Raw genomic sequence first — 20,330 nt, 5'->3', positions numbered from 1 at the left:
TCGGTGTTTAATCAGTGCTTAATAATGCTGGCCGCGTTTGGGATTGCTGCCAAAGTGGATCTTTCCGATCGGCGACTCATTGCCGGGCTCAGTGGTGCGTGGGGGTAGGTCTGGCGAGAGATCGCCCTTTTGCACAAGCCGCAGCCACGCGATAGCGCTGTCGTAACGCTTTTCGCGTAGTTCCATATCGATACAGGCATTGCCGAGGTTCACAAAGTGCCACACGGCAATGTCTTTGACAAATAGCAGCAACAGCGCATTGCGCGCCTCACCCTCAGCCGAGAAAATGGCAGCCGTGTCGAAGTCATGCAAGTAGCTTTTGGCCTCGGCAATGGCAGCATCGATGGCGGCCACGGGTATGGCCTCTGTGTCGCGGCTAATGACGGCCACCGTCTCGTCATGCAGGTGGGTATAAAGTTCGTCGACGGTCAGAAACATGGGGAAAGAAGTGAAAACGAAAAGTGAAAAACTAAGCCTGCCCGGCGCTCAGCTGGGCGATGATTTCACGCTCACGGTCGGAGATTGCCCATGCCACGCTGGCTACCTTTTCCGCCTTGAGGCGGTCGGCCTCACGAAGGGCTTCTTCCATGCGAGCGGCTTGTTGGTCAGACAGCAAAAAGCCACCGCCATAGATGTACTTCTTCACTGCCTGTTGGCTGTCCAAACGGCGGACAAACGTGGCCCCACTGCGAGGGATCGAGAGCGCTACGCCGTGGCTGGCGCAGCGGGACAGATCGGAGAATGTCAGCAAATGCGAGGGGTAGCTATAGCGCGGCAAAGGATCTTTGCTACGCATAGCCGTCGTGAGGCGCTCATAAAGATCGGGCACGGACATGGCCAGCGTGTCCCCGAACAGGTTGCTGGCAAAAGAGGTGCGCACCGCGGCGCCGTTCTCATAAATCACATCCGCGCCACAAACGAGGCGTGTGTAGGGCGCATCGAGGTTGAAAATTGTTTTATGCTGAGCAAACAGGAAGAAGCGTACGCCGCGCTCCAAGTACCAGCGTATGATCTCGGCAAACTTTGAAAACGGCGGATTGTCCACCACGACGCACCCGTCGGGATATTCCACTCGGCGATAATCCGTATCCGGCCAAAAGGGGCGTACGATCTGGGCGCCGCGGAGGTCGACCTGTTCGCTGAGCCAGCCGTGCACGATGTCGTACACCTCGGGCGGTGTGTAGCAGTCGTCAGAGGTACGTTTGCGCTCGAATTTGGCCACGAAGGCCTCGTAATCGTCTTGCCTCTTTTTCATCTGCCCCCCCTCTCACACGATGGCCGTGATCTTGTCCAGATTCACCCAGTAGGGGACGTCTTTCTCGTTGTAAAACTTCACTTGTCGGCGCTCGAAGTCGACGGCTGTCACGTAGACTGTCCGCCCATCTATCAGCCGCGCCTTGGTCTTTCGCGTGAAAGCGAGAGCGTCGAACGCTTCGGGGGTGATCGGGGTGGGGCCTTGCACCAGCGTAGGCTGCGGCTTAACCTCCGGGGTACCCGGCGCGGCTGGCCGAATAGATGGAATAACCGGCGGCTCGATCGGCATGGGGTTCTGCGGCGGAACGGGCACGGCTTTGCGCTCGAAGTCGGGCGTGTAGGTCACGTTCGGATCGCCACCGGCCATGTAAAGGGCTACCTGCCGGGCGATGGCAGTCATCTTTTCGCAATAATACTTCTTGCGGGCGCTGTGGATGTCCGTGATCCCGAGGGCGCGGTAACGCTTTACGGTGGCCTTCTCATAGTCGAGCTTCAAGTCGTCAATGCCTTCGCCGGTCTCGAGCGCACGCTTCGCGGCGGGGCTGAAGAGGGTACCCCAAACGACAGGCGTGCCCTCGATTTTGTCGATCACCTCCGAGGGGGTGTCCGTCTTGAGGTTCACGCGCCAAAGCGGTTTTTGAATGAGCTGCAATTTAGCCCGGGCGAAGTCTATATGGCTGGCGTAGTTGGCATACGGATCGAGACTTCCCTCTACTTTGTCATCTCCCAATCGGCCGCTTTGCCCGCGGCGGGCCTTGATGTTGCAGTAATTGTAGTCGCCTACGGGTCTCATGCCTGCGCCGGTGTCCAGCACATCCATCGAGATCAACAGCTGGCGCATGGCGTCGCTGAGCGTGTCGTCTGCCTCGAAGTAGGCGCGGTCGCTGGCTTTGATGAATGCAGGCCGGGTATTGGCTCCAAAGGCGCCCTTGACGGGTTGCCCCAGGTAGCTGTAGGGGACATAGGTCGGGGTAAACTCCGGCGGGATGGTGGTTTTGGTTGGAGTGTTCATTGTTGTTGAATCGTTTATTTGTTGGGTTGTTGAGGGGGCGGTTGGTGGCCATGCAAGGTGTCATCTGCCTTCTTCCGTAGAATCTCGGCGAGGTTATCCGTCCCAAGGGCTTCAATCACGGCTTGCACGATAGCCTCAGAGCGGCGGCGGGTCTTTTCGTCGGCCTTTTCGCGTATGCTGAGAATCTCGATAATGCAGAGACAGACACTTATCAGACAGGTAATGACGGGCAACCCTACGATGGGGTACAGCTTCATCAATACAAACAGATGCGAGAAATGCAGCATGTGGTCGATCATGGCTGCAATGATTACGGCGCTCTCATAGATGACGAACTTCGTAACGCTACGGCTGAGCGGGTTCGAGCGGATCTCTTGCTTGCTCTCTTTGGCCTTCCGTATGCCGCTGATGAGGTCTGCGATGATGGCGATTAAAACGAATACGAAACACGCGGTTGCCACGGGAAACATGGCTCCAGTGCCCTCAAAGAGTACTTCCATTTGTTTGTTGTTAGTTGTTGTAGGTGTTAGAAAAACAGGGTGCCCCGCCCCGGTTATGGTCAGGGTGGGACACCCTCAAGGCAGTGGCTACGCCATAACCACCACCTCGCGTTCGATCAGCAAATACCCCTCAGTGGTACGGGAAAGCGTGACCGCTTCACCGAAAGAGGGTCTGTAGAAATTCATTCTGAAACCTCCTCCACCGAGCGGGGCGTTCAGCTCAAACTTGGCGACAGGTGAAAAGATTGTCGCCGATGCACCTGCTGCGATATTCGCAGAGAGCGGAACAGAGACACCATTCACCGTTGGAGCATCCCCCGTGCCTGTAGTGACTTCAATGGACCCACGCGCACTGTTGTTCTTCACGTTGTATTTGTGGACGATGCCGGTGAAGGCAGGCGCCTCAGGCTGATGGCTTGTGATGGATGTATTCAGTATCATAAGATCACCACGTTAACGGTTAGCGACTCTTCTGGCTGCTTGGCGCACGCAAACGTCAAGCGGCCCTCTTCCTGTGCGGCCGCATAAACGCCGCATCTCCCATAAACTACAATCGAAGCCGGCGCGGGGCTTACGATAAGTGTATTTTCAGCCGTCACGCCTTCCACAGCCGCCATCAGCTGCTTTGTATCGGTATTCCAAGCTGAGACCTCAAGCGTGACCGTTTGCGTAACAACCTTGGCAGCCTCCCCCTTTTCGCCCTTCAACGAAGCAAGGAAATCAGACTTGCTGCCTTCATTGCCGGCCTCTTTCCAAAGGTCGTACGTGCTTTCGCCGGCGTCACCCTTTTCACCTTTCTGGGCAGCAAGGAAGTCAGACATGCTGCCCTCGTTGCCTGCCTCTTTCCAAAGGTCGTAAGTCGATTTACCGGCGTCCCCCCGCTCGCCTTTCTGCTTAGCCAGAAAGTCGGACATACTGCCCTCGTTGCCTGCCTCTTTCCAAAGGTCGTACGTCGATTTACCAGTGTTGCCCGGTTCACCTTTCTGCTTAGTGAGGAAGTCATCCAGGCTGCCTTCGTTTCCCGCCTCTTTCCAAAGGTCGTACGTGCTTTTGCCGGCGGCGCCCTTCAATGAAGCAAGGAAGTCAGCCTCGCTGCCTTCGTTGCCTTGCTCTTTCCAAAGCGTATAAATATCCTTACCGGCTGCGCCTTTCAATGAAGCAAGGAAGTCAGCCTCGCTGCCTTCGTTGCCTTGCTCTTTCCAAAGCGTATAAATATCCTTGCCGGCTGCGCCTTTCAATGAAGCAAGGAAGTCAGCCTCGCTGCCTTCGTTGCCTTGCTCTTTCCAAAGCGTATAAATATCCTTGCCGGCTGCGCCTTTCAATGAAGCAAGGAAGTCGGACATGCTGCCCTCGTTGCCTGCCTCTTTCCAAAGGTCGTACGCCGATTTACCGGCGTCGCCCTGTTCGCCTTTCTGCTTAGCCAGGAAGTCGGACATGCTGCCCTCGTTGCCTGCCTCTTTCCAAAGGTCGTACGTCGATTTACCGGCGTCGCCCTGTTCGCCTTTTTGCTTAGCCAGGAAGTCGGACATGCTGCCCTCGTTGCCTACCTCTTTCCAAAGGTCGTACGTCGATTTACCGGCGTCGCCCTGTTCGCCTTTCTGCTTAGCCAGATAGTCAGCCACGCTACCCGTGTTGCCCTGCTCTACCCAAAGCTCGTAGGCACTTTTGCCAGCCTTTCCCGGTTCGCCTTTCAGCTTAGCCAGAAAGTCGGCCACGCTGCCTTCGTTGCCCTGCTCTTTCCAAAGCTCATAGGCCGATTTGCCATCCTGCCCGAGCCGCTGGTCGAGCGCTACTGTTACGTTAAACTCTTTTCCTTCCATGTCTTACGTTGTTTAATTGTCTACTACTTCAATACCTGTGTTCACTTCGCCCGAGGCGATGTCATAGAATCCATCCGGGAAGGTGGCATCATAGATGCGCGTCCGGAAACGTGCAAAGAGGGGGCCTTCGGTGAATCGGGGGTTGTCGAGGCCTACGACCACCTGCCCATTATCCACCTTCAATCCCGGGGGGAACGCTTCGCCGAGCTTTCGCCCGACGACGATACGCCGCGACCGCGACGTGTAAAACTCAAATAGCAGATCGCACTTCGTTGGATCGACGGGGTTGCCCATTCGGTCCGTAATGTCGATGCGAAACTTTGCATCCGATTGCTTTTGCAAATACTGTCTGTCCATACTTCGTATAATCGTTAATGGTTCGTTGTCTATACTTCCGGCCGCGTCCACGCATAGGGGCGGCGCTGAGTGAGGTAGTTCGGATCGGCCATATTGCGGTATGCCTCACGCTCGAATCGGATAGCCCGGTAAGCAGTGTGAGCGTCGCGGAGACGCAGCATTCCCCATAGCCATTCCAGCATATAGATGAGGTAGAATCCGAGGAAACCCGTTTCGCGCATCTGCGCCGTGTGGATGGCCTCATGCCGCAGGACGGCTTCGGATAGCGGCCGATACTCCCGCCGAGCGAATACGACGCCCAGCAGATTGATGGCCGTAAAGCCACGGAAAGGCACGAGGCCGTTGTAGATCACTTTCATGCTTTCGCCTTCTTTTCAGGCGTACCGCCACCCATAGACCGGAACGCACTGGCCACCTCGTCCACAATAGCGGCAAACGCGGCCTTCTTTTCCGCCTCTGTCAGGTTGCTCCCTTTATCGAGGTAAAAGCTGATCCGCCCATCCGGAAAGGCCGAAACACTGCCGAGGTTCCGATCCTCACGTTCGATCGAGGCGTTCAATTCCATCGTTCTTCCGCCTTCTTCCGTGATGTTGTACCGGATCGACAGCGTGCCCGCCTCGTCGATCTTTGTCACGCCCTGTCTGATAATTCGTTGCAGTTCCATTTCTATTATTCCCCTTTCACGTCCACGGCCGCCGCTTTGACGTCGCGGATAACTGAGTGAATAAATTGCCCGGTGAGGGTCTGAATAAGCAGTGCAAACTCATCGTCAGAAAACTCTGTTTCCTCCCCCTCGGGAGCGTTGTAAACCTTGCGCGCCAGCGTGTCGAGCTCGAGCGTTAACGAACGCCCATAGATGGCATTGCCGAACGCCCGCCGCTGGTCGAGCACCTCGAAGCGCCCCGGCTCTACTTCTAATTTGATCCTACTGAAATCTATTCTTTTCATATTGTCTATTGTTTGATTGTTGTTATTGCCAGCATAGCAGCCTCGTCTTGGAGTCCCATACAACTACATGGTAGTCATTCCCTCCTATGGGCTGAGTGGTGTGGTTCTTATGCGGTAGATCCATTCTTATTTGAGCGTAACTATGCCAATCAGAGTCCAATCTCCCAACTCGGAGTTCGATCCCCCCCCCTCCGCTCTGGATGCTCAACTCTCGACCGTTCAGACTTGTATTTGAACTGCTTCCATAGGTTGGATTAAATTCTCCTTTTAGACCGAAGCCGCTGAGTTCCATGTTCATCTTATTGTTTTCTAAAGCTGTTGCTATTCTAATGCCTCCAGTCGGAGACATAGACATTTGATGGTTAAAGCTATTTTTGACGGACGCCCAAGATGTTCCAGCTGATGAGATGTTTTTGTCTTCTATAACAAATCCTCCAATCTTCGCAGCCTTCGATAGAATCAAGTCCGCGTCAAGTAGCGAGGTAATGATCTTGCCTTTGTCAATGATGGTGCGGTTGCCATACTTCACGCGGTTAAGGTCAATGTCGCCGGAATTGACTTGTTTTTGCAGATTGGACGTAAACCTTTCCTCCGCGTCTAAACGGGTGTGTGCACTGTCGGCCAAGTCTCTTGTAGTCTTTAGACCGTCTTTATACGAACCAAAGGAGACGACGGCATCCATATTGATATTCTTCGAGATCATATTAATCGCCGTCGGGCTTTGGGTGATGTACGAGGCGATCGTGTCGCCATTAGCCAGCTGCGCGGAGGCGTATAGTGCATTGCCTTGTGCGGTGGTTATAAAGCCCGCCGTTTGCAGTCGGAAGATCTTATCCTCGGACGTTGCTTGCCGATTCAGCAGGCTGTTCACCTGATTTTGCGACCACGTTTGCAGCGCCGCGAGCTGATCCTTTGTTCCCCCGGCCGTGACATTGATACGCCCCACCTCACCACGGATCTGATCGGCAAAGACCTTGAACTCCGAACGGGTCTCATAGATCGAGAGATCCGGTTTGTCCGTCAGGTTGCTGTATCCCACGGAGCCCGATTCAATGCGAATATTCCCGCCGATCACCCCCTCGGCCACGTTGAAATACGTCCGGCCGTCGGGGCTGATGATGTTGCGGATGCGCATTTGCCCGGGCAGGATTTCCGTGTAGCCATAGGCCGTGGCAAAGCTGCGTTCCCCGCCCGATTCAGACGAAAGCAGCCCCACGAGGAAGTAATAAAAGCCATCGCCCGGGTCATACTTGTATGTCTCTTGCAACAGGAACTCGCCCGACGTGCCCCCTTTGGCGCATTTGGCCACGAGGTAAAAGGCCGACTTTTCACCTCCAAGGAAGGGCGAGGTGTAGCCCACCACGTCCCAATACTTATAATCCGTCGCTTTGTGTGCTGATGAGGTCTTATTGATGCCCATCGTCATATGCTTCAGGATGGCAGCCGGAGCCGTGAACACCTTCGTCTCATTATTCATCTCGAACAGCGGGATGATTTCGCGCTGCGTCTCCGTCCGGTTGTCGACGAACATGAATTGCTGATACTCGTTGCCCACCAATACGGACATCGTGCGCACCCAGATGGGATTGACGCCAGCCGAAAAATTGTCCAACGCCTTTTCCAGCATATCCTGCGCCTCTTTGGCATGCTCATAGGTGCGCGCCGTCTCGTGACGCAGCTGCCGGAAGCCCTCTTCCGTTGTTACCTCGTTGCGATCGATCTTACCCAGCTGCCCCGACACGCTGCCCGGCGATGCCACATTCGAGAGCTCGAACTGGGGGCGGCGCGGGGTGTTCACCGGCGTGCGTACCCCAGTGATGCGGATCAGCAGGCCATCCGTGGGGGCGTACTTATCTGACTCGAGCAACACGAATCCACCTTTGACGACGCGGCTGCCGATCTCTATCCAGTGACGGTCGGCATACAGCTCATCCAGCTCGGCGGAAAAGGTGTATCGCTCTACTTCGTTTTCATATTTCACCCGCACGGCCTCCCGGAACATCTCCCACGAAGCGCCCGTCCGTGTGGCATTGTCACACACATAAGCGTCGGGCAGCGAGCAACCGAATACGGCGTAGGTGTCACCCACCTTGGGGATGTAGACCGTGCCGCCGGGCATGGCGATGCCGTCGTACGTAGTTTGCACGAGCTCGAAGCGGCGCCCGTCGTGCTTATATTTCAGATCGAACTCCCGGCCGGTGAGGTTTCCACTTTGGAAAATGACTTTCATCGTCTGCCCCGCGATCAGCGCCTTATTGTAGTCGAGGGCCTCAGGGATGGAACTGTCGATGATGTCGTAATTCACATGGCCATCTTTACCGGCGATCATCTCGACGGACGAGACCGTGCCCACGCGCTTGGGGTAGATCTGCGACAGGTCGATGCTATCCTCGACAAAGGTCAGGAGCGGCCGGTCGGCACGGGTGATCTCCGTACCTGTCGCATCCGTTTTGTAGCTGCGCGCCGTGGCGGCGTTGAAGCCCGCTTCATCGGCGAACTTCGTCCCATCGAAAGCGATCGTTTGCGACTTTGGAAGCAACAGTTCCACACTGCCATAGGTCGAGGCGTCGATATTCTTCCGCCCGCCCTGTACAAGCAGGATCTCGCAAGGCTTCTTTGCCCCGAAATTGTCACGCGACACGCCCGGCTTCAGCCCGCAATCTCGCCCGTAACGCAGGCGCAGCGGGTTGGCTTTGTTGTATTCCACGCGGCGCAGGTAGATGGCTTTGCCCCGGATCTCCCATTCCGTTTTGAACTCATCGGCCAGCATTTGCAGGGCATCGGCGCAGGAGGTGTGGCTGTATGAAAGCGTCTTTTCCGTCGCCTCAATGCAGCCGCCCACCGTCCAGCCGCTATCCCTGCGATTAAGTGCCTTCACGATCAGCTCCAAGTGTGCCCGCGGTTTGGCCGTGTAGGCAAACTTCAGCAGGTTTTGAATCGTCGTGTCGCGCACTTTGTACTTACGCAGGGCAGCCTCTGGGCCTTCCATCGTCACGGTGTATTCGAAGTTGCGGTCGCCGTGGCAGATGAATTTTTGCGCGCTTTCCAGCCGGTAGCGCGTACCTCGGAAATCGGTGTAGGCCCCTTCCGGGATCTCCACATATTCAGGCAGGGAATAGTAGAGCGTCAGCAGCTTTGTCTGATGGATCCGATCCTCGAGGTAGCTGCCGTCGTCCGGCTCGACATCGAGGATCAGCGCATCCTTTTTATCGTAGATTTTCATCGGATCACCGTCAAATTCAGTTCAAACTCATACAGGATGAAACCGGGCCGGAGGGCGATAAGCCGCGTGCCCGTACATTCGCGATAAAACACGGGGTAATCCTTTCCCCGGTAGTTCAATGTGTGCTCACCCGGCGCCGTAAGTCGGCCGAACAGGGCGTCGCGGCAGCTCCACATGGCCGCCGTTGAAACGGCTTTTAAGCAGCATTTCAACGCTATTTCTTTGGCATTGAAACGCACGATGCCAGTGTCGTAGATGCGGCCGTCGCGGGTGGCGATCTCCCGGGTGAGATTCTGTTTTACCTCAGCCGGGCGCAGTAGGCTGTCACGCCCTTTTTGAACGAACACACCGAAATCGGCCAGATTGATGCCGTCGAGGGTGTAGGCCGAACGGATGACGTGCGTGCCCGGCGATTGCCAGACGGCCGCGTCAGTGCGCTCAGGTTCGTCGAGCTCGAACAGCGGGCGGAATGATTGCAGCGGCCCGTAATCGCGCAGCTCGTCGAAGTTGGTCAGGCGCAGGCGGAATGTTCGCCCGAGGGAGGGGAAAAGGATAGACCGATAGCCCGGCACAGCTAACGCCGCCACAAACCCGCGGACGTCGGCCTTGGGACCGGAGGCCACGCAGTCGATGCCCACCGTAAGGGGTTGCAGCTTGGGCGCCTTCAGATCCACCTCGAGCCCGTCGTGTTCCGGCCAATCATTGGCAGCCGGCTCTTTCATAGCCGGGTAGGCCAGCAGGTCGTTGTATCCGCCCCGTACCACCCACACGCCAAAGGCCGCCCGGGCGTCCACGCCATCGATGTAGATATTCGCTTTCATTTCCGTCTTATCCGTTATGCTGTTCGCAGGGTCACCCCGCGGGAATTGATTGTTTCCAGTTCGCGTTTCATGCTGCCGATACCGCTTTCGATCTGCTCGAGGCGCCGGCAGTGCGATGTGTTATCTCGTATCTCTGTCAGTATGGCCACACCCGCCACAAGGGTCTGATTGATCCCCCCTACGGACAGTTTGATGGCGTCTTGATAGATCAGCAGCGCCGTCAGACGGCCCTCGATGGCCGTAGCCGTGTCCTGCGTAATGCTTTGGATACTCTTCGTTGTGCCCGTGCGGCCGTCCTTCGCCTTATCATCTTTCTCGCCGAACTTGGTGTAGCCGCGCTCCTTCGCGCGCTTTTTGACCTTATTCAGCAGCTCGATGTATCGGTCGTCGCGCTTGGTCATCTCTTCCATCAGCTTATCGAAGTCGTCGAGTACATCCTGATCGCCGCCGGGCTTCAGCGATTCGACAAGGTTCTTCTTGAAATCCTCGAACACGTCCGAAAAGATGGCCGAATACAGTAGTTGCGTGATAAAGTCCTCGAGCGAGTCGGACGCCGTGGCAAACATGGCCTTACTGGCATCCTCGCCCGCCTTCCACGCTCCCACGATGGCGTTGCGCAGGTTGTTACCAATGTCGCCGGCCAGGCTTGTGGCGATCTCGCCGAGGCTTTCCTCCGCCTTTTTGACGGCATCCTGCCAATCGAGGGCGTTTTGAAGCAGCTGCTTCGTCTTATCGTCTACCTGATCGGTGTTGATCAGTGTTTTCGCCAGCTCTTTATTCAGGTTGCCGGCCTCGTCCACAAGCCCCGGGAAAACCTTCATCAGATCATCCGTGACCTTGTTTTTTTTCTTGCTGAATATGCCCGCAAGCAGTCCGCCGATCGTCCCCACCACGGCGCCGATGGCCGTTCCTATGCCCGGAATGATCGAGCCCACGGCCGCGCCGGCCAGTGCCCCCGTGGCCGCCCCTTTGACTACGTTGTTGCCGTCGACTACGTTGCGCAGGTCGACGTTGGCCTGCCCCTTATGCAGCTTGCCGATGGCATCGGAGTAACCATCCATTGCCTTATTCAGCGCTTTGAAGCTGTCTTTGATCTCACCGGCGTAGTTGCGCACAAAGGCGCCCGACTTGCTTTGCAGGCGCAATTGCTCATTCAGCGACAGGGCATATTCATGGGCAAAGGCGATGGCGTTTTTGTAGAACTCTTTTTCCACGGCGCGGCGTTTTTCGGCCGCCGCGGTGATCATATTGATCAGCGTGGCTGTGCCCGAGATGGCCGTGCTGATGGCGCCCACCTTGCCCCGTGTCGTATCCATGTCGCGGGAAAGCATCTCACTGGCGGCGGCGAGGCTCGAACCGATTGCCGCGAAGGCCTGACCCACGCTGCCGCTCAGTCCGCCCAGCGCCGCGGCCATCTGCCCGAAGGCGCCGAGCACCTCGGACAGCTTTTGCGTCGGGATACGTCCGAGTTCCTTATTCAGGGCTTCGAGTTCCTCGCGGGCAAGGGCGATTTCCTTAGCCAGCTTGTCCGTCGGGGCGAGCTTGTATCGCTCTTCCATCAGCCGGATACGTTCCTTTTGCACCCGGCGCTCTTCCTCGAGTTGCTTTTTGCGACGATCCGCTTCCCAGCGATAGAAAGATTCCGCATTGGCCATCTGCTTACGGGTGATCTCAATGTCATAATTGAGCATCTCCGCGGTATAGCTATTTTTGGCCAGCATGATCTCTTTCTCTTTGGCAACGGTGAGTTCGGCGATCAGTTTCTCATTGTTTTCCGCCATCCGCAGCCGCTCTTTGTAGTAGTTTTCGATGTCATCCAGCTGCACGGCCAGCTCATCGGCAAAGCGCAAGCGCCCTTCCTTGAATGCGCCGTTGACGGCTTCATCAATCTCAGCCGCGGACTTCTTATAAGACTTTTCGGCCAGATCGACGAGGTTTTTGAAGTAGGTCGTTTCTTCCTTCGATAGGGTGGCATTTTTGCCATAGGCCTCTCGTTTGGCCTTCAGCATATCCTCCTCCTGCTGTTTGATGGCAGCCAGTTCCTTCTTCTTATTCAGTTCGGCCTGCTGGCGTTGTTTGTAGTAGCTGTCATTCAGCAGGTCGATCTGCTTTTGGGCGAACTCGAGTTGGTTATTCTCCCATTCCCGCTGGTAGGCCTTTTGCAGTTTGAGCCGCTCCTGCTGTTCGCGAAGTGCCTTTTCTGCATCCTTGTTCCCTCTTCCGGAGCCGGAACGCGCCGCCTTGTCTATAGCGCCCAGTTCCTTTTCCCGATCCGTGTCCAATTTGATCAGAGAGGCCTTCAGCTGGTTCACCTTGTCGATGTCTTCCAGACTGTTCGTCGTTAGTTTGTTTTGGCCTTCCTGTATGCGCAGTTCCTCAGTAAGTTGTCGCTTCCGCTCGTCATAAATCTCATTGACGACGGCCTTGTATTCGTTGGCTAATTGGATCCGCCTTTTGCCTTTGGCGCTTTCCATCTGCTCGCGCAGCTTTTCCGCTTTGGCCTCTTTTTCCGCTTCTTCCACCCGCCATTCGCTACGGTCACGCGACAGCTTTTCCCCAGCTACACCCAACTCAGCCGTTTTTTTGGCTGCTTCATGTATAGACGTGAGATAATCAGACACGCGCTCATTGGCACGATCTATTCCCCAGTAGAATTTTGAAAAACCTGCACTAAGCTCGTCAAAACCCTCCGTAAAGCCCGAGAAAATGATCTTGCTCAGCCCTTTGAACATATCCCCCAAAGCCAATAAGCGGTTGGCGAGATTCGACAAAATGGCTCCACACACATCGTTTACAGCCTTTATCGGATCACGGACGGCGTTATAGATCGTTTCGCCGAGCTTAATGAGCGATTCCCTAAGCTGCCCCATCACACCAGAAAGATAGCCAGAGGTACGGGCAAACTCCATCTGTCCCTCAACAGACGAGTTGAACCACATCACCAAGGATCGCAGGGCAACGACGATGGCGTCGAGGAGAAAAACAATCCCAGAGGCTTTGAGAGCCCCAAAGGCTTTAGAGAGGGATCCCACTCCCGAGGCGGCTGTATTCAGTGGCCCAGGCAGCTTATTGATGGCATCGGCCTGTACACGAAAGCCCCGCGACACGAGATTGCTCCCCTCAGCCATCTTTTTTAGGACTTTGGAGGCCTCTATCTCTAATCGGTCGAGACTGTTCGTCACGCCGTCGACATCCTTATCCAGATTGCCCTGAAACTCGAATGTTACGTATATCGTTTTTTCGTCGGCCACGGCCTTTTCTCGTTAGTTGTTGGTGGGTTATGGGGGCGGAGGCTGTCCCGCCGTTTTAAGCCAGATTGAAAAACTTTTTGGCTTCAGCTTCGGAGGTGATTTCGCCCTCGTCAGCCGGTTTCTTCTTTCCGTATTTGGGTTGGTCATTGATGGCCGCCAGCACAACGCTCCACGGCACTTTATACATCAGTTCGCGCCACGTCCAAACGCCTTGCGAGGCGATCTGGAACAGTGCGCCGAAAGGGCTATGGGGGCCTTCGTCCCTTAACTCCCCGTCGCTTCCCGGCTCAGATTCGGAGTCGTCACCTGTAGATGAGCAATCGATCTGATAATAGTCGTAAAATGGCCCGCGCCACTCAGCAGGACGATCACTTTGGCCAGCTCTGCCATCGTTTGGGCATCCATCCGTCGGCGTAGGTAGGCCGCCACGGCACGATGAAACAGCGCACTCATCAGCCCCGAACGGATCAGCCCGAGGGCGATCAGCCGACTGGCACGGACGCCGTTTTTGGCCGCTGAGGTGAGCACTGCGGCGGCCTCGCCCGTTTCGAGCGTTTCGAGGTCGACGTGCATACGCACATACATCCGACTAATGCGCAGCAGCTGGGCATAGACGGGGCGCCGAAAGCGCATCGGGAACACCTTTATCCCCAACATGCGCAGTGGGCGGGGCGCCGGCACCTTGACCAGCAGCCCCGTATCCAACAGCGCATCGGCGACGTCGATTTCCACCGCCCGCTTGTTTTCCGTCTCTTCCATTATGCCGTCCAGCTGAATACCTCGTAGGTACCGCTATCGTCCCCATCGGGAGCCATGCAGCGCCCCGTAACTTCGATCTGCGCGATCTCCGTACGGGTCAGGTTCCACTGGAAGCGGGCGAGGATCTTTGCGCGGGGAATGTCGAAGCCCACCTTGTAAGGCGTAAGCACACGAAGCGCCTTTTCCACTTCCACGTAGTCCTTCGGGGGGATGAACTTTTTCACGTTACGCTCCGTGCCAGACAGATCCTTGATTTTGCCATCTACCTCTTTGCCACCAAACAGGGTTTGCAGCACTGCGTTATCCCATTCGAGAATGTTAAACGTGAGGTTCTTCAATCCCTTTTCCGAGATCACGGATTCCACCGGGGCATCCGGCTCTTCCTCGCAAAAGAACTCTTGTGTCTGATCCTGTTCGGTGGTAAAGGTGGCCGTGCCCTTCAGGGTGCGGGCCAGCTGCTTCATCTCTTCCGGCATCTTAGCGCCGCCGTCTGTCACGTCGCCGAACAGGATGGCGCTCAGTCCGACAGATCGGATTTTCTTTCCTAATGCCATGTTCTTTCTTTAATTGTTAATGGTTGTTGGTTGTAATAATTAGGGGATACCCCCGCGACCTCTGATGTAGAGCCGCACGATGAGCCACGCGGCCATGCCGAGCACGAGGGCCAGGAAGGCGTATCCGCCGCCCATCAGCGCCCGGTGATGCCACCGGAAGGGGCGCTCCACGGTGACATACTCCGTGCGTACACGGTCGGTCAGCTCGCGGATCGTGCGGTCGCGCAGGGCGATCACCCGGCGGAGGCTGTCTTCGTGGCATTGCACATCGAGCAGGGCACCACGGTAGCCCGTATCGGTCAGGACGTCCGTCAGCGTCACATTCGGCACGATGCGCGCGCCGGGCACGGCGATCAGCCGCGAGAGCGCCACCCTGCCCGACTGGCATTCCAGGTAAGCACGGATCAAGGCCGAGTCGGGTTCGATGACCACGAGCGTATCGCGCACCGTCTCGACGACTTCCCTTTGCGTCATCTCTCGCTCCGTGTACGGCATGCGCAACAGGCGGCAACCGGTCGTCGCAAAGAGTGTGAGGGCAGCCACCGCCGTAAGCCATAGGCGCCGAAAGAAGGCGCGCGCACGGTCGGGAGAGAGGTCGGCCAGTGCGCGCAGCCTCGGAACGAACAAAAAAGTGAGGGGAAACACCTTGGCAGGGTTACTTATTCGTTTTTGTGGGGTCGGCCTTTGGGGCCTTTGCTTCCGTGGATGGTTCCTCCTTTGCGGCCTCGGAAGGTTTCACCGTCTCGGGCGCCTTCGTAGCCTCGGAAGGTTCCACCGCCGCGGATTCTTCCGGCTTTGGCGCCGCTTCCGTGGGGTTCACCCACGGGGTCGAGCCGCCCAGACGGACGTACCTATCCGCGCCACCGGTGTACATCATCACCGTATCTCCGGGGTAGCACGGAATGCCCGAAACGGTCACCGGTTTATCGGTCTCGTTTTCCACGATCAGCATGGAGGCCGGCTGAATACCCTGCGGGAAGGCGCGCAGCTCGGCCTTGGGATCATTGGCAGTCACTGGTACGATGCAAGGATTGCAATCGTGACCGATGATGCCGTCCGCCGTAGGCCGGCGCAGCGCCGCGGCCGGGAAAGGTACCATGACCACATCCGGCCCGTCTAAACTGTCCGGGGCAACGAACGTGTACCGCCGCCCCGTGGTCTCATTTCTGTACATCGCCACTTCTACACTTATTTAGCAGAAAGCAGTGCGCCGATGTATTTACCCGTGATCGGCAGCGCCATGCCGCGCATGTTGAAGCCGATGATGTCGCCGCGGTGTTGCGGGTCTTTGAGCGCGGAATACATGTCAAAATCACCCTGACAACGACCTACGGAATCCTCGTGGTAGGCCAGTGAGGCAGGCACATCGCCCGTAGTGGCCGCTGCGCCCCACGCCTTCTTCTCGTGCGTCGTATTGAGGTATCCCGGCGTCAGTGAGCAACGCACAACGCGGAATGAAAACAGGCGATTCTCATTCCAGATGTTTTTGTACGCTTTGAGGTCTTGCAGCATCAAATCCGAGGCATGCACGTGGTTCAACGCCAAAATGCGCTCATCCTCGGGCACCTCCAGCTCGTTGAATCGAAGCTCCATTTCGAGGATGTCCTCGAAGGTCAGCATCTTATATCCCCGCTTGTTGGTAGCCGTTCCACTGGCGATCGTCACGGGAGTCGTCGGGGTATCTTTCTGCGGCGCCCAGTTGTAGGCGGCTTGTGCAGTAAATTGCTTCAGCAGCGCCTTCTTGTGCCCCTCGATGACACTTTGACGTTTCTCCGATGATTCTTCCACCTCAATGGCATCGCGGTAAACCGTGTTTTCCGTGTCGAAGCGGTGCAAGGGTAGCTGGTGAGGCACATCCGTGCGGGTAACTACCGGAATCGGCCACACGGTATTATCCATGTAAACCTTCGGATCGACGCCGGCCTCTTGCAGATTCAGTGCGTTGTTATCCACCCACGCGTCGAGGTTTTTGCAGTAGGACAACAGGGCGTTGCTCGGATAAAACTTTTCAATGATTTCCGGAATCCAGATCTCTTTATTCAATCCCATTTCTATACTGTTTAATTGTTATTGCAATGCTGTTTCAGGACGGATCATGGCCGTAGGCTTCACGGAATTTCTGCACATAGAGCTCGCGATCCTTTTTCAGCTCTTTCAATCTGTCGGCCTTCAGAATGTCGGCAAATGACATGTCAGCCAGCTGTACCATGCCGCCGGACGTTCCTGCGGGTGCGACTTGCTCGGCAATGCTCGGGCGCTTGGGGATGGATGCCAGCCGGACGGAAGCCTGCGCAAAGTCCGTCTCAAAGTCTTTCAGCCACGCTTCGCGACCGTCTGCATTGATGCGGGCTTCGCGTATGGCTCCGTCCACCAGACGCACGGCCTCAGCCTGTTCCGCTTCTTTCTTTGCCTTATTGATCGACTCGAGCCGCTCAGTCAGTTGTTTGTTTTCATCTCGGAGACGGACGGTCTCCGTTTGCAGCTCGTCGCGGTTGCGGATGATAGCCTCGACCGCCTCCGTTACAGCCGCTTCACCAGCGGCATCATTGAGTTTCAAAAGTTCCTTCAGTGTCATATATGTATCATTTGAAATTGCGGTATTGGGGCTCCCAGCAAATAGGCGGATCACCTGTGCACGGTCATTGAGGTCTACCCGCGCACCCGTGGCACGGTCATAGAGCGCCAGCGCGTTGTGGTTGGCTCCAATGGGGCAAATTGACGCTTCGCGCGCTGTCCAACGCACAATGGTCGGCCCAGTCTGTCCCGGCATGCGATACACCGGATCCTCCGATGCCTCGTCTACCCACGCAGAAATAGAGGCCATGCGCAGAAAGTCACGTTCCACTTTCCCGGCTACCTCTTTGGCGCGGGCATCCGTTTCATCGAATACGGCATCGGCCAGAATCTGTGTCCCTTCGATGCGGATATTCTCCCACCGGCCGATGGGCAGCTCCCAGTCGTTATGATTGAGCAGCATCACCGGGTTACGGCGGAACTCATTCAAGTTCGCCCCCGCGGTCAGCATACGGATCCCATACGTGTTCACCGTCTCATCGTGTAATATGAAAGTCTTTACAGCCATTGTGATCTTGTTGTCGACTGCAAAAGTGTCAGCCCATCGAACGACCTACAAATCGGCCGGAAATGGGACGTAAAATCCTGCGCTTCACACGTAAAAATCAGCGCTTCATTTCACGATCTTTTCAGGGGAAGACCTTACAGGCTGTAATTTTGTCACATACAAACAGACTTAGTTGCAGTAAGATGGATAAACAAACCCCCAAAGGCGGGACAAAGGCCGCCCGCCAGCAACAGCGTGAGCTGGCACGGCTCAAATTCTTTTATCAGCATTGGACGTTCAAGGAAATTTCCGGGTGGCTCGGCGTGTCTGAAAACACCATTGGGAAATGGGCAAAGGATGACGGGTGGAAAGATGAAAAACGATCCCTCACTCAAAGCCGCGAGCAGGCTCTGATGGCCGCGTATAAGCAACTGGGCGAGATCGATGCCAACATCGACGGGCGCCCCGAGGGCGAGCGATTTGCTACCAGAGATGAGCGCCTCGCCCGCCGTGACCTACGCCGCGACATTATGGAAATGGAAGCCGGTAGCGGCGTCCGCGATGTGATCAATGTATCGCAGGCCTTACTGAATTGGCTGCGCGCCTTCGATCCCACAAAGGCCATCGAAGTCAGCGCCCTATTCGATCAATACATTAAAGAGATGCTCCGATGAAGCTGACGGACAAACAGGCTTTACAGGAATGGGAGCAATACCTGCAATCCATCCGCGAAGAAACGGCCATCGATCGTGCCATGCCCGTGGCCGAACGCGAAAAGCGCCGCCAATGGCTCGAGGCGCATCCCCTCGAATGGATCAAAGAGCTGTTCCCACGGTTCGCCAAATATGACTTTGCAGGCTTCCAAAAGAAGGCTATCGCCCGCATCATTCGGCAGGCCACGGAGGGCAACTGGTACGAGGTGCTCTCATGGGCGCGTGAGCTGGCAAAGAGTACCACGGTGATGTTCGTTGTGATGTATTTAGCGCTTACTGGCCGCAAGCGGAACATCCTTTTGACCTCCAACAGCAGCGACAATGCCGAACGCCTGCTGCGCGTCTACCGGGCGCAGCTCGAGGCCAACAAACGAATCGCCTTTTACTACGGCAATCAGCGGGGCACGAAGTGGACGGAGGAACATTTCATCACCGCCCGCGGCGTTTCCTTCTTTGCCGTGGGTGCCCGGCAGTCGCCCCGTGGTTTCAAGCTCGACGAGGTGCGCCCAGACGTCATCCTGCCCGACGATTTCGACACGGATGAAGAATGCCGCAATCCTGAAATCATCGCTGACAAATGGAACTGGTTCGAGCAAGCCCTCTACTTTACACGCTCTTTCAGCGAGCCCCTGTTGGTTATTTGGTGTGGCAACATCATCGCCCGTGATTGTTGCATTGCCCGTGCTGGTGCGCGTGCCCGTGAGCTGGCCGGGCGGAATAAGCCGCTGGGGAATTGGGACATCATTAATATCCGAATGGTAGACATCCGCCGACCCGATCCCAAGCGGGACTTTGCTGAGGGCGTTTCGGTCTGGCCGGAAAAGAATACGGAGGCGATGATCGACGAAGTACTCGCTCAGGTGTCGGCCGCCTCGGCGCAAAAGGAATGCTTCAACAACCCGGTGGTTGAAGGGACGTACTTCAAAGAGATCACATGGGGCGCCGTGCCCCCGCTTAATAAGTTTCCTTTCCTCATTAGTTATGGCGACCCGGCGCCCTCCAATCGCACGACGCACCGCAAGGGCGTGAAAGCGCTCGGATCGTTTAAGTCGAATGTGCTTTTGGGTATTTTGGATGGCCGCCTGTATGTCATTACGGCCTTCCTCGATCATGTCACCAATGATGAGTTCGTCAATTGGTATTACTACCAAAAGGATTACGTCCGTGACCGTACGACGATCTACAACTACATCGAGAATAACAAGTTACAGGATCCCTTCTACGAACAGGTTTTCAAGCCGCTTTTTCTGCAAAAGGCCGTCGAACGGAAATTCATCATCTCTATCGCACCCGACGAGCGAGCCAAACCGGATAAGTTCGCCCGAATTGAAGGCAACCTCGAGCCGCTCAATCGGGCGGGCAATCTGATTTTCAACATTGCCGAAAAAGAGAATCCCCACATGCAGCGACTCGAGGAACAGTTTAAGCTCTTCGATGATGGACTCCCCGCCCCAGCCGACGGCCCGGATGCTGTGGAAGGGGGTTACTTCGTGGCTCAGCGTAAGGTTGCCGCCATCACCCCCACGGCGTGGTCGATTGGCACGCGGCCAGTGAATAAGAAGAGATATTAAGGGGGACAGCTACGGCCGCTGGCGAAGTTGATCCGGATAATTAAGAATTGCTCATTAGCCGGCCGCCTCCCAACTCCACGAAGGGTAGGCACGTCGAAGGGCAGCGGGCGTTTCGCGGCGGGTATGCAGGTCGGATAGGAGCTGGCCCGCATCGCGCAGCACATCCGTGATCGTTCGCTCAGACATGAAAAATTCAGACTCAGAAAGTATGTGCATCACATCATCGAAGCGGCGCCGGCGTACCTCTGTCCAATAATAGAAACGCGCAGCCATCAGCTGGTTGCGTGCATCGATTCGTTCCTCGCGTGTCATACACATCGGGGGTACCCCCTCCGTCTCTTTGGTCTGATGCTGTCCGGCCATTACCTTGATTGCTTGTTCTTGCTTTTGCAAAGAAAGCAAAAGCGTAGGGAAAGAGCGACGATTCAGAGCAGGTGAAAAGATAGACACAATGTCATCTGCCTATATACAGCAAAGGCGGCCTAT

23 protein-coding genes are annotated in these 20,330 nt (G+C 56.1%); 2 read left to right on the top strand and 21 right to left on the bottom strand.

All coding sequences use genetic code 11. The features are described 5' to 3' along the window. Window positions 1–18 precede the first annotated feature (18 nt). From C7123_RS02630 to C7123_RS02540, 20 genes are all read right to left on the bottom strand, one after another. On the bottom strand, window positions 19–438 hold the full coding sequence (locus C7123_RS02630; protein ID WP_069175304.1) for a phage protein Gp36 family protein: 420 nt from the start codon (window positions 436–438) through the stop codon (window positions 19–21). Window positions 439–469: 31 nt separating this feature from the next. Next, the gene (locus tag C7123_RS02625; RefSeq protein WP_107490574.1) at window positions 470–1,255 is read right to left on the bottom strand and encodes a chromosome partitioning protein ParB; all 786 of its coding nucleotides are present in this window, start codon (window positions 1,253–1,255) and stop codon (window positions 470–472) included. A gap of 12 nt (window positions 1,256–1,267) precedes the next feature. Then, entirely contained in the window at window positions 1,268–2,266 is a 999-nt protein-coding gene (locus C7123_RS02620) for a hypothetical protein (protein WP_069175306.1), read from the bottom strand. Window positions 2,267–2,280: 14 nt separating this feature from the next. After that, window positions 2,281–2,766 carry a phage holin family protein gene (locus C7123_RS02615; RefSeq protein WP_069175307.1) on the bottom strand — a complete coding sequence of 162 codons (486 nt, stop codon included), beginning with the start codon at window positions 2,764–2,766 and terminating at the stop codon, window positions 2,281–2,283. Window positions 2,767–2,853: 87 nt separating this feature from the next. Next, on the bottom strand, window positions 2,854–3,207 hold the full coding sequence (locus C7123_RS02610; RefSeq protein WP_069175308.1) for a hypothetical protein: 354 nt from the start codon (window positions 3,205–3,207) through the stop codon (window positions 2,854–2,856). Further along, window positions 3,204–4,586, bottom strand: a complete 1,383-nt coding sequence (locus C7123_RS02605; RefSeq protein WP_069175309.1) for a hypothetical protein — start codon at window positions 4,584–4,586, stop codon at window positions 3,204–3,206. Before C7123_RS02605 ends, C7123_RS02610 begins: the two co-directional genes overlap by 4 nt. Window positions 4,587–4,598: 12 nt before the next feature. Further along, the gene (locus tag C7123_RS02600) at window positions 4,599–4,943 is read right to left on the bottom strand and encodes a hypothetical protein (RefSeq protein ID WP_069175310.1); all 345 of its coding nucleotides are present in this window, start codon (window positions 4,941–4,943) and stop codon (window positions 4,599–4,601) included. Window positions 4,944–4,972: 29 nt separating this feature from the next. Next, window positions 4,973–5,302, bottom strand: coding sequence for a hypothetical protein (locus C7123_RS02595; RefSeq protein ID WP_069175311.1), 330 nt, complete (start codon window positions 5,300–5,302; stop codon window positions 4,973–4,975). Beyond that, window positions 5,299–5,607, bottom strand: coding sequence for a hypothetical protein (locus C7123_RS02590; RefSeq protein WP_069175312.1), 309 nt, complete (start codon window positions 5,605–5,607; stop codon window positions 5,299–5,301). Before C7123_RS02590 ends, C7123_RS02595 begins: the two co-directional genes overlap by 4 nt. Before the next feature lie 5 nt (window positions 5,608–5,612). After that, on the bottom strand, window positions 5,613–5,891 hold the full coding sequence (locus C7123_RS02585) for a hypothetical protein (protein ID WP_069175313.1): 279 nt from the start codon (window positions 5,889–5,891) through the stop codon (window positions 5,613–5,615). Window positions 5,892–5,913: 22 nt separating this feature from the next. Next, a complete protein-coding gene (locus C7123_RS02580) occupies window positions 5,914–9,114 on the bottom strand; it encodes a hypothetical protein (RefSeq protein ID WP_107490573.1) in 3,201 nt (1,066 codons plus the stop codon). Next, window positions 9,111–9,935 carry a phage tail family protein gene (locus C7123_RS02575; protein WP_069175315.1) on the bottom strand — a complete coding sequence of 275 codons (825 nt, stop codon included), beginning with the start codon at window positions 9,933–9,935 and terminating at the stop codon, window positions 9,111–9,113. The genes C7123_RS02580 and C7123_RS02575 overlap by 4 nt, the downstream gene beginning before the upstream one ends. A 14-nt stretch (window positions 9,936–9,949) precedes the next feature. Continuing rightward, window positions 9,950–13,186, bottom strand: coding sequence for a hypothetical protein (locus C7123_RS02570; RefSeq protein ID WP_069175316.1), 3,237 nt, complete (start codon window positions 13,184–13,186; stop codon window positions 9,950–9,952). Window positions 13,187–13,241: 55 nt separating this feature from the next. Continuing rightward, window positions 13,242–13,373: a hypothetical protein gene (locus C7123_RS13445; protein WP_257791032.1), complete on the bottom strand. Its 132-nt coding sequence runs from the start codon at window positions 13,371–13,373 to the stop codon at window positions 13,242–13,244. A gap of 77 nt (window positions 13,374–13,450) precedes the next feature. After that, window positions 13,451–13,945 (bottom strand): hypothetical protein, encoded by a 495-nt coding sequence (locus tag C7123_RS02565; RefSeq protein ID WP_069175188.1) that lies wholly within the window; start codon window positions 13,943–13,945, stop codon window positions 13,451–13,453. Next, entirely contained in the window at window positions 13,945–14,499 is a 555-nt protein-coding gene (locus tag C7123_RS02560; RefSeq protein ID WP_069175317.1) for a hypothetical protein, read from the bottom strand. Before C7123_RS02560 ends, C7123_RS02565 begins: the two co-directional genes overlap by 1 nt. 39 nt (window positions 14,500–14,538) lie before the next feature. Then, window positions 14,539–15,144, bottom strand: coding sequence for a hypothetical protein (locus C7123_RS02555; protein WP_159049807.1), 606 nt, complete (start codon window positions 15,142–15,144; stop codon window positions 14,539–14,541). Window positions 15,145–15,154: 10 nt separating this feature from the next. Beyond that, a complete protein-coding gene (locus C7123_RS02550) occupies window positions 15,155–15,673 on the bottom strand; it encodes a hypothetical protein (protein WP_069175319.1) in 519 nt (172 codons plus the stop codon). Between the two features lie 14 nt (window positions 15,674–15,687). Continuing rightward, the gene (locus C7123_RS02545; RefSeq protein ID WP_069175320.1) at window positions 15,688–16,548 is read right to left on the bottom strand and encodes a hypothetical protein; all 861 of its coding nucleotides are present in this window, start codon (window positions 16,546–16,548) and stop codon (window positions 15,688–15,690) included. A 34-nt stretch (window positions 16,549–16,582) separates the two neighbouring features. Continuing rightward, complete coding sequence (locus C7123_RS02540) at window positions 16,583–17,581, bottom strand: HK97 family phage prohead protease (RefSeq protein WP_069175321.1); 999 nt, start codon at window positions 17,579–17,581, stop codon at window positions 16,583–16,585. A 62-nt stretch (window positions 17,582–17,643) separates the two neighbouring features. Between C7123_RS02540 and C7123_RS02535 the strand changes: the two genes are divergently transcribed. Together C7123_RS02535 and C7123_RS02530 are read left to right on the top strand one after the other, a co-directional pair. Next, window positions 17,644–18,234 carry a terminase gpP N-terminus-related DNA-binding protein gene (locus C7123_RS02535; RefSeq protein ID WP_083206871.1) on the top strand — a complete coding sequence of 197 codons (591 nt, stop codon included), beginning with the start codon at window positions 17,644–17,646 and terminating at the stop codon, window positions 18,232–18,234. Further along, the gene (locus C7123_RS02530) at window positions 18,231–19,844 is read left to right on the top strand and encodes a hypothetical protein (protein WP_069175323.1); all 1,614 of its coding nucleotides are present in this window, start codon (window positions 18,231–18,233) and stop codon (window positions 19,842–19,844) included. The genes C7123_RS02535 and C7123_RS02530 overlap by 4 nt, the downstream gene beginning before the upstream one ends. Window positions 19,845–19,898: 54 nt before the next feature. On the opposite strand, the gene C7123_RS02525 is transcribed toward C7123_RS02530, so the two are convergent. Continuing rightward, the gene (locus C7123_RS02525; RefSeq protein ID WP_107490546.1) at window positions 19,899–20,156 is read right to left on the bottom strand and encodes a hypothetical protein; all 258 of its coding nucleotides are present in this window, start codon (window positions 20,154–20,156) and stop codon (window positions 19,899–19,901) included. Between the last annotated feature and the right edge of the window lie 174 nt (window positions 20,157–20,330).

The organism is Tannerella serpentiformis (genome assembly GCF_003033925.1).
Taxonomy (GTDB): domain Bacteria; phylum Bacteroidota; class Bacteroidia; order Bacteroidales; family Tannerellaceae; genus Tannerella; species Tannerella serpentiformis.
The sequence above is the reverse complement of the archived record's forward strand: the minus strand, read 5'-3'. Positions and strand labels throughout refer to the sequence as shown.

Bases quoted from the DNA above. Each gene is read 5' to 3' on its own strand.
- C7123_RS02580 (WP_107490573.1), bottom strand. From the start codon at position 9,114: ATGAAAATCTACGATAAAAAGGATGCGCTGATCCTCGATGTCGAGCCG.
- C7123_RS02530 (WP_069175323.1), top strand. From the start codon at position 18,231: ATGAAGCTGACGGACAAACAGGCTTTACAGGAATGGGAGCAATACCTG.
- C7123_RS02535 (WP_083206871.1), top strand. From the start codon at position 17,644: ATGGGACGTAAAATCCTGCGCTTCACACGTAAAAATCAGCGCTTCATT.
- C7123_RS02615 (WP_069175307.1), bottom strand. From the start codon at position 2,766: ATGGAAGTACTCTTTGAGGGCACTGGAGCCATGTTTCCCGTGGCAACC.
- C7123_RS13445 (WP_257791032.1), bottom strand. From the start codon at position 13,373: ATGTATAAAGTGCCGTGGAGCGTTGTGCTGGCGGCCATCAATGACCAA.
- C7123_RS02540 (WP_069175321.1), bottom strand. From the start codon at position 17,581: ATGGCTGTAAAGACTTTCATATTACACGATGAGACGGTGAACACGTAT.
- C7123_RS02565 (WP_069175188.1), bottom strand. From the start codon at position 13,945: ATGGAAGAGACGGAAAACAAGCGGGCGGTGGAAATCGACGTCGCCGAT.
- C7123_RS02525 (WP_107490546.1), bottom strand. From the start codon at position 20,156: ATGACACGCGAGGAACGAATCGATGCACGCAACCAGCTGATGGCTGCG.
- C7123_RS02575 (WP_069175315.1), bottom strand. From the start codon at position 9,935: ATGAAAGCGAATATCTACATCGATGGCGTGGACGCCCGGGCGGCCTTT.
- C7123_RS02585 (WP_069175313.1), bottom strand. From the start codon at position 5,891: ATGAAAAGAATAGATTTCAGTAGGATCAAATTAGAAGTAGAGCCGGGG.
- C7123_RS02620 (WP_069175306.1), bottom strand. From the start codon at position 2,266: ATGAACACTCCAACCAAAACCACCATCCCGCCGGAGTTTACCCCGACC.
- C7123_RS02630 (WP_069175304.1), bottom strand. From the start codon at position 438: ATGTTTCTGACCGTCGACGAACTTTATACCCACCTGCATGACGAGACG.
- C7123_RS02625 (WP_107490574.1), bottom strand. From the start codon at position 1,255: ATGAAAAAGAGGCAAGACGATTACGAGGCCTTCGTGGCCAAATTCGAG.
- C7123_RS02590 (WP_069175312.1), bottom strand. From the start codon at position 5,607: ATGGAACTGCAACGAATTATCAGACAGGGCGTGACAAAGATCGACGAG.
- C7123_RS02605 (WP_069175309.1), bottom strand. From the start codon at position 4,586: ATGGAAGGAAAAGAGTTTAACGTAACAGTAGCGCTCGACCAGCGGCTC.
- C7123_RS02560 (WP_069175317.1), bottom strand. From the start codon at position 14,499: ATGGCATTAGGAAAGAAAATCCGATCTGTCGGACTGAGCGCCATCCTG.
- C7123_RS02550 (WP_069175319.1), bottom strand. From the start codon at position 15,673: ATGTACAGAAATGAGACCACGGGGCGGCGGTACACGTTCGTTGCCCCG.
- C7123_RS02545 (WP_069175320.1), bottom strand. From the start codon at position 16,548: ATGGGATTGAATAAAGAGATCTGGATTCCGGAAATCATTGAAAAGTTT.
- C7123_RS02610 (WP_069175308.1), bottom strand. From the start codon at position 3,207: ATGATACTGAATACATCCATCACAAGCCATCAGCCTGAGGCGCCTGCC.
- C7123_RS02595 (WP_069175311.1), bottom strand. From the start codon at position 5,302: ATGAAAGTGATCTACAACGGCCTCGTGCCTTTCCGTGGCTTTACGGCC.
- C7123_RS02600 (WP_069175310.1), bottom strand. From the start codon at position 4,943: ATGGACAGACAGTATTTGCAAAAGCAATCGGATGCAAAGTTTCGCATC.